Source organism: Natribaculum luteum (assembly GCF_023008545.1).
Lineage (GTDB): Archaea > Halobacteriota > Halobacteria > Halobacteriales > Natrialbaceae > Natribaculum > Natribaculum luteum.
The window spans coordinates 434,196-446,459 of sequence record NZ_CP095398.1 but is presented as its reverse complement, the minus strand read 5'-3'; the positions used below and the strand labels follow the sequence as shown (position 1 = coordinate 446,459).

Below are 12,264 nucleotides of genomic sequence, written 5' to 3'. Positions count from 1 at the left end.
ATTACGAAACTGTAGATGGAGCGCTCACGTCGGCACTCGGCGGCTCGATCGTATCGACGATTTCGTCGATGACGTCGACTGTATCGACGTCGCTGAGAGACGCGTCGGTGCTCATCACCAGGCGATGGCACAACACCGGTTCGGCCATCGATTTCACGTCGTCGGGGATCACGTAGTCGCGGCCGTGAATGGCAGCCCGTGCCTTGGAGCCGTTGAGAAACGTCAGCGTTGCACGCGGCGAGGCACCGTGGGAAACGTCCGGGTGGTCTCGCGTCGCGGCGACGAGGTCGAGGATGTACTCCTTGACCGGTGGTGCAACGTGGACCGCCGTAATCACGTCGCGTGCATCGTGAAGCCGCTGGGAGTCGATGACGCGACCGACGTCGTCGGGCCCGAGTTCAGGGTCGTCGTCAAATCGCTCGAGCAGCTCTCGCTCGTCTGGCCGGTCCGGCAGATCGAGCAGCAGTTTGAACTGAAAGCGGTCGCGCTGGGCCTGTGGCAGTTGAAACACGCCCTCCGACTCGACCGGATTCTGTGTCGCGACGACCATGAACGGATCGGGAAGCGGGAGCGTCTCGTCCTCGATAGTCACGTGCCGTTCTTCCATCGCCTCGAGCAGCGCGCTCTGGGTCTTCGGTGTTGCACGGTTGATCTCGTCGGCGACGACGAGGTTGGCGAAGACGGGACCGCGCTGGAGTTCGAACGTCCCCGGTTCCTGTCGGTAAATTCGCGTCCCCGTGATGTCGGCCGGCAGTACGTCGGGAGTCATCTGGATCCGGTTGTAGTCGAGTCCCGTCGTTCGCGCAAAGAGGTTCGCGAGCGTCGTCTTGGCGATCCCGGGAACACCCTCGAGCAGGAGGTGGCCACGAGTCAACAACGCGATCGTCAGGTACTCGATCGCCTCGTCGTTACCGACCAAGACGCGATTCATCTCCGTGCGCAACGAGTCGTAGATCGCCGCTGGATCGCCGCTCGACCCGTCGGCCAAATCGTCGGTGCCGCTCATTCGTCTGGTTCCTCTTCCGAACGCGGACTGTTAAGCGCTTTTATTACTCGACGGATCCGCTCCTCGTCCCAGTCAGGATGCCGTTTTCGGAGATATGCGGCGCGTTCGGCGTCGGTGAGTCCCGGCAGATCCCGCCCGACAGTGGACTTTCTCGACGGCTGGAAGCGTGCCGGGAGACGAGCACGGACGAGTGAAAACACAGATCGGGGATGAATCCGGGACAGGGTCGCAACGAGGCCGATTCCGATGGCTCCAACGAGCAGTTGTACCAGGGTCGAGTCCCGAACCGTCAGTATCACGGCAGCCAGTGGCGGTACTTCACCGCCGTGTGACTGGTCGAAGACGACGTGACTGACGTCCGCGGAGCGATAGAGGCCGCGTACGAACGCCGCGTTGTCCGGCTCGTCGTACATCGAGTTGATCGTGATACTCGGATCGCCGACGACGATCACCTGCCCGTCGCTTACGTTCTCGACTGTCGCGACCGGATACGACTGGAGGTCGTCTTGCTCGTCCAGTTCGTTTTCTTCGGGACCGAGATACGCGAAGTCGCTGGTCGCGACCAACACCGTCGCATTCCCTGGCTCGAGCGCAGTCGCGTAATTGAGCGTCAACTGGTCGACGCCAGCCGTGAGCGTATGGTTCTCGGTGCCCGTCGCGACGGGCATCACCGGCCCGCGATAGTGGTGACGTTCGTCCCGGAGCAGTTGCCCATCTGTCCGCGCCTCGGCGCCGACGTCGGCCAGGAGGTCGTTGCCCGTCTCGTCGAAGTTCTCGAGGACGACGAGCGTGCCACCGTTCGCAACGAACTCCCGGACTCGCTCGGCGTCTTCACCCTCGTACGGGTCGTCCGGTGCGATTACGAACGCGACCGTCTCGTTGGCCGGCCACTCTTCGTACCGGGCCGTGTCGCGCACGAGGTGGCTCTCGATGGTCGGATCGTCCGCGACGTCTTGTCGCAAGTCCGCCGCGCCGTCCCACGAGGGGTTGTAGAGGCCGAACGCAGCCGACGAAGTCGCAGCGACGGCCCCCAGCGCGACGAGGACCGTGAGGACGAGCGCGAGCAAGAGAACTCGCGGCCAGTCGATCTCGATTCCGTCGTCGAGCAAGCTATCGCGCCCGTTCATCGGAATCTCTCCCTGGGTCGTCGGTCTCGATCGTGATCGACGCCGTGATTCACAGCGGCACCACCTCCGACGGGAGAATCTCGAGGATCCGCCGCACGACGACGACTGCGAAGCCGGCGAGTCCGAGCAAGATCGGCCATCGGAGTCGACGCCGCCACGTCGGTGTGACGTTAAACGGCGACGTAAGTTCCGTGACGATCAGAAAACCGATCAGCGAGAGGACGAAGAAGAGTTCGTAGGAGAGTGCGTCCAGCAGTGCGAGCGCGAGAACCGTCGCGACCATCCACGCTACGTGGCCGCGAACGAATCGCATCCGACGCTGAGTTGGCATCTACTCGAACAAGTGAGACAGGGATACCTAAACGTAGCGCACTATCTCTGTGGGCAACAGTGTGTTTCGTCTCGCGATCGTTGCGTGGCTATTCTCGTTTGCCGCCAGCAGCGACATTCCTTCGTCTCGAGTCACTTCCCCTCCCGATAGACTGGCAGGCGGAAGCGGACGCCAGCGTCGCGGAGCTGCCACCTGATCTCGAGTCCGGTCCACGTGAGCCCCGTCAGGAGCGCGACGCCGATCGCGGCGAACTCCGTTTTCCCCATCCAGATCGGGGTCGCAAAGAGGAGGGCGTTGTAGATCCGGTGGGGCAGGAACGACTCGAGTTGCTCGCCGAGGAACTCGAGGGGGTTGAATTCGATGCTGCTCCCATCACCGCCGCCACCGCCACCGCCACTGTCGGCTTCCGTTCGGGACTCGAGGCCGAGTGCGGCCGCGCTCTGTCCGCCCTCGCTTTCGGCACCCGTCTCGAGGCGTTCTGCCTCGTAGGGCAGCGTCGACCCGACCTCCCAGACGATGTCGCCGGACTCGTTGACCTCCATGACGCGGTTGCCGTGGGTGTCGGTGATCAGCGTGTTGCCGTTCGGGAGTCGATCGGCGTCCCGTGGCCACTGGATCTGGTCGTCTTCCCACAGCCAGGTCCGGTTCCACTCGCCGTCTTCTCGCTGGAACTCCTGGATGCGACCGTTCTCGGAGTCGGCGACGACGACGGCCGGTCCGCCCTCGCTCTCGGGGATGTAGTCGGGATTGTGCTGTTCGTACTGGACGTCGTAGTCGTCTTCGGCGCCAAGGGTCCACTCATCGAGCAGGCCCTCGTCTCGGTCGAGGAAGACGACCTGGTCCTGGTTGCGCAGGCTGACCATGATCCGGCCGTCCATCTCTCCGCTCTCGATGTACTCGACGTCGTTGACGTGCGCCCAGTCACCGGGATACGGGCCGCCGCCGTCGAGCGGGAAGTCGCTCTGAGCGTCCCAGAGCCACTCGACGATTTCCGTCTCCGTGTTCACGATGAAGACCTGGTCGGCGACGATGTCGGCGACGACGACGTGTGTCTCGTTGATGCGATCCGCGTCGTGCCACTCACCTGCAGTCTCCTTGTGGTCGTAGCGCTCGTAGACGACCTCGACCTCGCCAGTCTCGAGGTCGGCGCGCTCGATGACGTTCAGTGCACACGGCGGACTACGACAGGTCGGCCCCTCCGTGTGAATCGTGTCGGTCGCAGTATACTCGACGGTCAGCGGGTCACCCTCCACGGGGTCGACGTCGAAGTACTTCGTCCGCGTGTTGTTGTAGTAGGTGACGTCGCCGTCGGGCGCGTATGCGGTGATCGTCCCCGCCCGTCCCGATTCGGTGACGACCGTGTGGTTCTCCGTCGGTGGTGCATCCGGGACGTCGTCTTCCGACGCCGTCGAAATGCCACCGGACGATGCGCTGGCGACGACGGCAACCGAGAGCAGGATGAGAGCGACGAACGCGACTCGAAGTCGATTTCGCGTGAGTACCGTTCTGACTCGATCGAGCGACTGTCGTACGTTGTCAGCCATTACCTGTCACCCTACGTACGCGAGCGACCGCCTGGAGAGCCATCGGTATTCGATTCTCGATCCAGCCATTAATATTTTTTCTAGTATATGTTCTATCGTGTACGCATATTCAGAAAAACAGGATCGACAAACATCGCCGACGGCCGTGGTACCGATCCTGACTCGCAAACTCGAGACCGTTCGAGGCGATTCGTGGCCCCCAAACCTTTGTACTCCCAGACGGCGAACGGCTTCTATGACGCCCAAACACCGTCATCACCGCTGTAACCTCTGTGGGAAGGATTTCGACACGGGAGAGCAGCTACAGGATCACGTCGACCGGCGCCACCCGAAAGACGACGTCCACTGGTGGGTCGTCGCCGAGGATCCAGCGAAGGAACTCCGGTTCTCTCAAGACTGAGCCCCACAGACGGCTCCGATTCTCTCGAGAATGAGCCGTGCTGGCGACTCCGGCCGAGGCCACCTCGAGACACGGAACTCCGTGTGGGCGGGGTATTTTCTGTTCTCGCGTCGTGGCACGTGGTATGCCAGGGTTACGCTGGCTCCAGATGACAGACGACGAGATCGACGAGTTTCTGGGACACGGCGGGACGGGTGTACTGTCGTTCTCGACGAACGCCGAGGACTCTCCAGCCTCGATTCCGGTGTCGTACGGGTACAACGCAGGTGATACGATCTTCTACTTCCGACTCTCGGTACCTCCAGACAGCAGGAAAACGGATCTCGTCGACACGAAAGTCACTTTCGTGACGTACGACGAGACCGACGAGGGGTGGCGAAGCATCGTCGCTACGGGACGCCTTGACGATCTGGAGGAGATGCCGTACGAATCCAGCGCCATCCAGGGAATGTGGGCGATCCAGATGCCGAGAGTTGACATCTTCGAGCAGCCTCGAGACGAGGTCACGTTCCACGACTTTTGTCTCGCTCCCGAGACGCTAACAGGCCGAAAGGAAGTCCAGGCCGAGTCCTAGAACGTGCGGTTGCCAGTCGAGAGACGGCGGTTCTTCACCGACAGGTCGCCCAGGAACCGAGTACGAAACGAGTTCGGACATCGAGGCTAGTCGATCTCGAGTTCGTACACCATCCGCGAGACCAGTTCGGGGACCTGGACGACGCGTCCCTGTTCGTCCCGTCGCTTCGTCCCGAATTCGTCGGTGAGGACGACGGTGTCGTAGAAGATGTCCTCGCTTCCCTCGAGTTTCTCGATCCGATCCGGCGGATACATCACAGGTGGGGTCTCGTCGCCCGATACTGCGACCCACCCGTTCTCCGCGACGAAGATGCGTTCGTATTCCTCGGGTTCCGTGTCGTCTCTAAAGTGGATCGTTGCCATATCGTCCGTACGCCAATCTCGGATAAATAGTCGCCCGGACAATCACAGGTTCGGTGCAGCCGTCGACTCGAGCAGTCAGTACGTGTCGTCGAGTATCCTGCCGAGCACGTCACCGAGTTCGCGCAGCTGTCCAGTGCCGACGAGGTAGTACGTCGTCGCCTCCACACGGTCTTGCCACGCTGGTCTCTCGTCCCGGTCGCCGCCGACACCGATGTCTCCTGCCCGGATCCGGTCGGCTGCTTCCTGTGCGAGGATGCCGGCGAACGGCGAGTCGTGCTGCTCTCGAGTCGAGCGAAACGTCTGGACTGCGCGTCGCTTCTCGCGGAACGTTCGCCCGGAGTCGTAGCCGGTGTCGTCTGGCGAGACGTCGAGTTCTGAGAGGGCGAACTCGTGTGCTCGACGTGCGAGAAGTGCCCGTCCGACGTCGACGACGTGCTGGACGGTGTGTTCCGGGCGATACCCGTCCTCGTCGAATCCGAATCGAAAGTCGTTGTCGTAGCAGAGTGTTACGAGTTCCCACCGAGCAGCCCCGTACGGCGAGTCCTGGGTGAGCTCGAGTTCTTCGCTGACCGTCTCTCGCATCTCGTTGCGTGTCGGGAACTCGTCGACAGCGGCTGTGAGCGCCGTCAGTGCGTCGTTCAGCACGTCCGCATACGGACGGGTGTCGTCGCCGAGGTGCTCGCGATACAGCCCCCTGTAGTAGCGAGCGTTCCGGAGTCGCTGTTCGGCCTGTAGATGCGACGCCCACGTGCTCGCGACGTCGTGCTCTGAGTACTCGTCGGCACTTGCAGTGTCGCCCATGTACATACCCGAACGGTGCGAGTCGAGTCGTGCGAGCGAAAGCTCCCGTTCGACGAAATAGAGATACGCGAGGTCGCGACTCGCGTTCGAGACGGGGTAGTCGCCGAGCGAGTCGAGCACGTCGTCGGCCGCCGTCCGCAGTCGGTCGCCGCGTTCGACGAGTGCCTCCGCATCCTCCTCGTCCAGCGCGACCGTCGCGTAGCCGACGACTTCGCCAGCGAACTGCATCCCGTACGTTGCGGCAGACAGGCGCTCCCAGGGGTCGGATTCGGATTTTGCCGACTCCAGCCAGCCGCCGGATGGATCACGGGTGTCGAGGTGGTGTGCGACGTCGTCGGAGAGCGCGTCTACGTCGACTCGTTTTTGGAGGGTCGTCGCCTGTTCGACTGCCTCCTCGAGGTGCGTAACTGCCTCGTCGGCGTGGTCGTCGGAAACCTTCGGCCGCCAGACGTGGCTGGGCGGTTCTGGGTAGACGGGCAAGAGCGCGTCCGTCACCGGGTCCGGGAGCCACGTCGGCGCAACGAAGCCGGTTCCAAGAAGACCTCCTGTGGCAATTCCGGAACCGACGAGGAGGCTGCGACGAGTCAGCGTGATGTCGGGGACCATATGTCGATATCTTGGACCTGGAATTACAAATCTATCGGTCAGGGTACATTTATAGACCGTTGAACGTTTCAGGCCCAGGTGGTTCGACGCGTCGAGAGTCCGTGAGCCCGCGGAACGAGGTTCTCCGGCGATCGCCGACGTCTCTTCGCACCTCGAGGCCGCTGACTATCGACGATCGGCCGTCGATCCTGGATCGCGACGCCGTTCGCCGAACACCCGCCGATCGATGGAGCAGCAGAGCGTATGCGACAAATATAAAAATTAGACGCGTCTAAACAACCACGAGATGATACTGAGCGACGTGCCGGAGGCCTCCCTGAAGAGGGGTGGGAGACTCGAGATGGCTGGTCGCCTGCCCATCGCCACGGACGACGTCGCCGAGCGGTTCGACGAGACGGCACCGCCAGAGACTCGTCCGCTCGGCAGTAGCGACGGCCGCGAGCGGCCTCGCCTCGAGTGGGGTGCAGCGTCGATCGACCGACGATCGGCCGGCCCGACCGGAACGCGCAGCGCCGGTGCGCTGGAGGGAGATCGATGACCGGGTTCGCAGAGATCGTCGTCATCGCGGCGGTCGCACAGCTCGCCGTTCTCCCGGGTGAGAAAGTCCAGTTCATCATCGCGGGGCTCTCGACGCGATACCGGCCACTGCTGGTCGTCGGAGCAGCCGGGGCTGCCTTCGCAGGCTGGACGGCTCTGGAGATCCTGTTTGGACAGGCGATTCAGCAGGCGCTCCCGGGAGTCGCTCTCGACGCGATTACTGCTGGGTTGTTCTTGCTCTTTGCAGTGTTGCTCGTCCGCTCTGCGCCCGGCGCTGAGGGGGCGACCGGAGCGGAGACGGACGGCGGTGTCGTCGGCACGAGAGCGGCGGGAATCGACGCGGAATTCGAACTCCTTGGACGTACTATTCGCGGCCCGGTCGGGCAGTTTCTCACGATCTTCACCATGATGGCTGCCGGCGAGTTCGGCGACAAGACTCAGCTCGTTACCATCGGGCTCGCAGTCGAATACGGTGCGACACCGGCGATCTGGCTGGGCGAGATGCTCGCGATCATCCCCGTGAGCGTGGCGAACGCCTACTTTTTCCACCGGTTCTCCCACCGCTTCAACGTGCGGAAGGCCCACTACCTCGGGGCAATCCTGTTTGCCTTCTTCGGGCTGGATACGGTGCTGGCGATGTCCATCGGGTTCTCGGCGTGGGAGCAGGTGGTCGGGTCGCTCTCCGAACTGATCGTCGCGTCGCTCTGATCGGTTTCGTGCGCAGTCCAAGCGCGTGCCACCGGCGGTCGTCGCCGGCACGCCAGCCCTTCTCGAGAAGGCGTCGATGATCCCTACAGCGTCCCTCCTTACCTCGACCGGGCCGTCGAAGGGAGCGACGACTCGAGACGACAGCCCGTCGTCAATGGGAATCCGACCCGTCGCTGATGCTGACGAACTCGAAGTCGCGCGAGCGGTCGTCGAATCGATCGAGTTCGAACGGCCTGGTCGGGAACGGCGCGTCTTCGCCGGTTATCAGCGCGCGCACGAGCGCCGCGGCGACGGGCGCGGTCATCACGCCACGGCCATGGAACCCCGTCGCGACGACGAGTCCGTCGGGGGCGTTGGCCGGCGCGTCGACGATTGGTTTCGTATCGGGCGTCGCGGCGTCGATCCCCGCCCAGTCCCCGCTGAGGCCAGCCTCGTCGAACGTTCGCAGGAACGACGGAACGAGGTCGGCGACGTGTTCGACGAACTCACCGTCGGCGTCCGTACTCGCTCCCACGGGGTCGTCCTCGGCGAACGACCAGCCGCCGACCAGCAGGTCGCCGTTCGACTCCGGTCGGAAGTAGATGTGTTCGCCGGGAATCCACCCCATGGGGAACGACTCCGCCATCGGTTCGTCGGGCTCGAGGACGACGACCTGCGTTCGATACGGCCGGACCGGAAGCTCGAGATGGTCACCGAGGAGCGTCGGCGTGTGCCAGCCCGCGGCCACCACGACGTGGTCAGCGTAGACGGTCCCGGTCGCGGTTTCGACGCCCACGACCTGCCCGTCTTCGACGACGAGGTCGTCGACCGGCGTTCTCGTTTGCAGTCGCGCGCCGTCCGCCTCGGCGTCCGCTGCGAGGGACGTCGCCAGCGTGTACGGATCGAGAAAGCCTGTGTCGACGTGGCGGACCGCCCCGGCGTACGACTCGAGGTCGAACCGGGGGTACTGGCGTTCGACGTCGTCGGGTTCGAGAAACGACACGTCGAACCCCTCCGAGGAGAGGCGGTCGACGCGTCGCCGGGCCGTCTCCTTGACGGACGGCGGAACGAGCTCGAGGCTGTCGAGTTCGGTGAATTCGAAGCTGGTGGTGCCGTCGTACTCCCGGAAGAAGGCCATCGCGTGCTCGGCGATACTGGGAACGTCGGTGTACGACGGCGTCATCGTGATCTCCCCCGCGGCGCGGGCGGTCGCACCGCTGGCGAGCGCGTCTCGCTCGAACAGCGTTACGTCGTAGGCGGGCGTGAGCGCTCGAGCGGCCGCACAGCCGATGACGCCACCGCCCACAATCGCGACGTCGCACTGGTCGCCGTCGCTCACGGTAGTCACCCCTCCGTCCGCAGGACGTCTTCGAGCACTTCGCCGGCTACGTCGGCGGTCCGCGCTGCGGAGTCCTGACTGGCGTTCATGGATCGATCAGTCGTCGTACGGGTGGTCGACCGCGCGGAACGCCTCTTCGGCGACTTCGAGTGCGTGATCGATCTGCTCGTCGGTGTGCGTGTACGTCGTGAAGAACCGCTCGCCCTGCATCGGGTTGCCGAACAGTACGCCGCGGCCGGCGGCCTCGAGCCACCAGTCGGCGAACTGTTCGTCGTTTGCCTTCCAGCTGTCGCGGTAGTAGTGGATGTCTGCATCGGTCATGTACACCTGACCCATCGATCCGACGTGCTGGACGTTCACCGGGAGGCCGACGTCGTCGGCGACCTCCTGTAAGCCGGTGAAGAGCCGATCGCCGAGACGTTCGATGTGCTCGTAGACGTTTTCCTCCTCGAGTATCTCGAGCGTCTTCAGTCCCGCTGCGGCCGAGACGGGGTGGCCGTTGTAGGTGCCGCCGTGGAACGCAGAAGAGTGCCACTTCTCGTCTTCCTTTTTCTCTGGCGGTTCGATCTCGCGCATGATCTCTGCTTTGCCACCGAAGCCGCCGGTCTGGTAGCCGCCGCCGGCGACCTTCGCGAACGTGGTCATGTCGGGCGTGATGCCGAACCGTTCCTGGGCGCTTCCAAGTCCCAGTCGGAAGCCGGTCATTACCTCGTCCCAGATGAGGACGATGTCGAGTTCTTCGGTCAGTTCGCGGAGGAACTCGTGGTAGCCGTCGCGCGGTTTGAGACAGCCACACGAGAACATTACGGGCTCGATGATGACCGCGGCGAGGTCGTCGGCGTGCTCGCGCAGGATCTCTTCCGTGGCCTCCTTGTCGTTGAACGGGAACGCGACGACGGTGTCGCTGACGACGTCGGGGATTCCGGTTCCGTACGAGACCGTGTTCGGTCGGTCGGCGGGACCGAGGGCCTCCTCGCTGGCGTAGACGCTCTGGAGGGCGTAGTCGTGTGCGCCCGCGTACCCGCCTTCGGGCTTGGCGATCTTGTCCTTGCCTGTGTACGAGCGGGCGACCCGGAGCGCGTGCATCGTCGCCTCGGTTCCGCTGTTGGCGAGGCGAACCATCTCGATGCTCGGCGTCAGGTCGACGATCTTCTCCATGAACTCGATGGCGACCGGCTGGGGCGTCGCCGTGAGGTCGCACGTGTCGACTTGCGCTTTCGCCGCCTCGCGAACGTCGGGGTGGCCGTGTCCGAGGATGATCGGCCCGAGTGCCAGCAGGAAGTCGAGGTACTCGTTGTCGTCGACGTCGTATACGTGCGACCCCTCCGCTTCGTCGATGTAGAAGGGGTACGGATCGAACGCACGGACGTTCGATTCGACTCCCAGCGGCGTCACGTCTGCCGCACGCTCGTGTAGTTGTTCGCTCTCGGGTGTTCGCTGACGCAGCAGTTCGGCGTGATCGTACTCTTGCTCCTCGTCACCAAGACTCATCGGCGACAACGACGCAGGGGGTGCCAATAAATCTTTGGTGTGGGAGAGAACCATCCGAAATTAGTCTGCTTCAATTTGGATATTGACAAATATCATTCGAGCGAGGCGCGCTCGAGCGGTAACACGAGGCCCTTCAACCCACCGCCAGCCTTCTTCGTCTCCCTGATCGATAGCTCCGTCACGTCGATTCCGCGATCACGGAGCGCCGATCGGACGGTCTGGTTACCCGCCGGGAGCAGAACCGAGCCCGGTTCGACGACGATCGTGCTCGTCGCCCGATTTCGCTGTTCGCGCATCGGTACCGGAATAACGTCGATGCCACGGTCGGCGAGTAGCTCGAGGAACTCGTCCGGGACTGCTTCCGGGTATACGAGAGCGAGCTCCGGCGTGACCATCGAAAAGACGAGCGCCAGGTGCGTCTGGCCCGTGCTGTTGGTACTGCCGAAAATCGGCACCTCGACGACGTCGATGTCGTAGGTCTCGAGCAGCGTCCGGACCTGTCGGATCCCCTCGGCGTTGGTCGTCTGGGAGCGGCCGATCGCGATAGTCCCTTCGGCCACCCAGACGACGTTCCCGACCTCGAAGCTTCCGGGGCCATGCACCGAGTGGTAGATCGGCGCGCCGAGTTCGACGCAGCGTTCGGTGACGTGACGCTCCTCGCCGCGTCGCGTCTCCTCGACCATCTTGCCGATGCACATCCCCTCTTCGACGGCGAAAGCGACGTCGCGCACGAAAAGTGACTCCGCGAACTGCTCCGGGACGTCACCGAGGTAGTGGACCGTAACGCCGCGACTCTCGAGTTCGTCGACGAGTGCTTCGTGTTCCTCGACGACTTTCTTCTGGCGCGGGAGGCCGTCCCAGTTCCACGCATCGGGGTCGACGACCGTGTTGAACTCGGCGCCCGGCTCGTGGACGAGTACCCGTTCCAGACAACCGACTTCCGAGCGAACCGAGGGTGAGAGGTCCCATATCGTGCTCATCGGTCGGTACTGAGGTTGAGCGCCTGTTCCTCCTTGACATTCCGGAGCGCAACGTCGGTCGACGTCTCGCGGACGCTCTCGTAAGCGCCGATTCGCCGCAGCAGGTCGGTGAGCTCGCTGCGCTCGCTGACTCGCACCTTTAGCTGCAGGTCGGCGTCGCCGGTGATTTCGTGGATCTCCTGGACGTCCGGTTCCTCGACGAGTCGTTCGGCGACCTCCGAGAACCGTCCCGGTTCGGTGCTGATGCGGACGAACGCCACCTGGTCGATCTCGAGCAGTTGCGGATCGAGTACGGCCCGGTACTCCCGGATGTACCCCTCAGACTCCAGTCGATTCGCTCGTTCGTGGATCGTCGCCGACCCCATGTCGAGTCGGCGCGCGATCTCGGACAGGGCCGTTCGTCCGTCGGCCTGGAGGATCTTCAGGATCTTCCAGTCCACTTCGTCGAGTTCCATACCGCTTCCTTTCGGCTCTCGTGT

At 63.5% G+C, this 12,264-nt stretch carries 14 protein-coding genes; 4 read left to right on the top strand and 10 right to left on the bottom strand.

What is annotated here, in order from left to right; translation table 11 throughout:
• Nucleotide 1: 1 nt before the first annotated feature.
• From MU558_RS20695 to MU558_RS20680, 4 genes are all read right to left on the bottom strand, one after another.
• Nucleotides 2–1,006 (bottom strand): AAA family ATPase, encoded by a 1,005-nt coding sequence (locus MU558_RS20695; protein ID WP_246975140.1) that lies wholly within the window; start codon nt 1,004–1,006, stop codon nt 2–4.
• Nucleotides 1,003–2,133, bottom strand: coding sequence for a DUF4350 domain-containing protein (locus MU558_RS20690; protein WP_246975138.1), 1,131 nt, complete (start codon nt 2,131–2,133; stop codon nt 1,003–1,005). Before MU558_RS20690 ends, MU558_RS20695 begins: the two co-directional genes overlap by 4 nt.
• A 49-nt stretch (nt 2,134–2,182) precedes the next feature.
• Entirely contained in the window at nt 2,183–2,464 is a 282-nt protein-coding gene (locus MU558_RS20685) for a DUF8044 family membrane protein (RefSeq protein ID WP_486642003.1), read from the bottom strand.
• 131 nt (nt 2,465–2,595) lie between these two features.
• Nucleotides 2,596–4,008: an aryl-sulfate sulfotransferase gene (locus MU558_RS20680; RefSeq protein ID WP_246975136.1), complete on the bottom strand. Its 1,413-nt coding sequence runs from the start codon at nt 4,006–4,008 to the stop codon at nt 2,596–2,598.
• Nucleotides 4,009–4,243: 235 nt separating this feature from the next.
• On the opposite strand from MU558_RS20680, the gene MU558_RS20675 reads away from it, so the two are divergent.
• Both MU558_RS20675 and MU558_RS20670 read left to right on the top strand, forming a co-directional pair.
• The gene (locus MU558_RS20675) at nt 4,244–4,408 is read left to right on the top strand and encodes a hypothetical protein (protein ID WP_246975134.1); all 165 of its coding nucleotides are present in this window, start codon (nt 4,244–4,246) and stop codon (nt 4,406–4,408) included.
• Between the two features lie 124 nt (nt 4,409–4,532).
• Nucleotides 4,533–4,982: a pyridoxamine 5'-phosphate oxidase family protein gene (locus tag MU558_RS20670; RefSeq protein WP_246975132.1), complete on the top strand. Its 450-nt coding sequence runs from the start codon at nt 4,533–4,535 to the stop codon at nt 4,980–4,982.
• Nucleotides 4,983–5,068: 86 nt separating this feature from the next.
• Here the strand turns inward: MU558_RS20670 and MU558_RS20665 are convergent, their stop codons facing one another.
• Nucleotides 5,069–5,344 (bottom strand): hypothetical protein, encoded by a 276-nt coding sequence (locus MU558_RS20665; protein ID WP_246975130.1) that lies wholly within the window; start codon nt 5,342–5,344, stop codon nt 5,069–5,071.
• A gap of 75 nt (nt 5,345–5,419) precedes the next feature.
• Nucleotides 5,420–6,751 (bottom strand): hypothetical protein, encoded by a 1,332-nt coding sequence (locus MU558_RS20660; protein ID WP_246975128.1) that lies wholly within the window; start codon nt 6,749–6,751, stop codon nt 5,420–5,422.
• A gap of 340 nt (nt 6,752–7,091) precedes the next feature.
• On the opposite strand from MU558_RS20660, the gene MU558_RS20655 reads away from it, so the two are divergent.
• The gene (locus MU558_RS20655; protein ID WP_246975126.1) at nt 7,092–7,289 is read left to right on the top strand and encodes a hypothetical protein; all 198 of its coding nucleotides are present in this window, start codon (nt 7,092–7,094) and stop codon (nt 7,287–7,289) included.
• Nucleotides 7,286–7,996 carry a TMEM165/GDT1 family protein gene (locus MU558_RS20650; protein WP_246975124.1) on the top strand — a complete coding sequence of 237 codons (711 nt, stop codon included), beginning with the start codon at nt 7,286–7,288 and terminating at the stop codon, nt 7,994–7,996. The genes MU558_RS20655 and MU558_RS20650 overlap by 4 nt, the downstream gene beginning before the upstream one ends.
• Before the next feature lie 151 nt (nt 7,997–8,147).
• Here MU558_RS20650 and MU558_RS20645 read toward each other — a convergent pair whose 3' ends face one another.
• The 4 genes from MU558_RS20645 to MU558_RS20630 form a co-directional block, all read right to left on the bottom strand.
• Nucleotides 8,148–9,314 (bottom strand): NAD(P)/FAD-dependent oxidoreductase, encoded by a 1,167-nt coding sequence (locus MU558_RS20645; protein ID WP_246975122.1) that lies wholly within the window; start codon nt 9,312–9,314, stop codon nt 8,148–8,150.
• A gap of 96 nt (nt 9,315–9,410) precedes the next feature.
• A complete protein-coding gene (locus MU558_RS20640) occupies nt 9,411–10,805 on the bottom strand; it encodes an aspartate aminotransferase family protein (RefSeq protein ID WP_246975120.1) in 1,395 nt (464 codons plus the stop codon).
• A 92-nt stretch (nt 10,806–10,897) separates the two neighbouring features.
• The gene (locus tag MU558_RS20635) at nt 10,898–11,785 is read right to left on the bottom strand and encodes a dimethylarginine dimethylaminohydrolase family protein (RefSeq protein ID WP_246975118.1); all 888 of its coding nucleotides are present in this window, start codon (nt 11,783–11,785) and stop codon (nt 10,898–10,900) included.
• Nucleotides 11,782–12,240: an Lrp/AsnC family transcriptional regulator gene (locus MU558_RS20630; RefSeq protein WP_246975116.1), complete on the bottom strand. Its 459-nt coding sequence runs from the start codon at nt 12,238–12,240 to the stop codon at nt 11,782–11,784. The genes MU558_RS20635 and MU558_RS20630 overlap by 4 nt, the downstream gene beginning before the upstream one ends.
• Nucleotides 12,241–12,264: the final 24 nt, after the last annotated feature.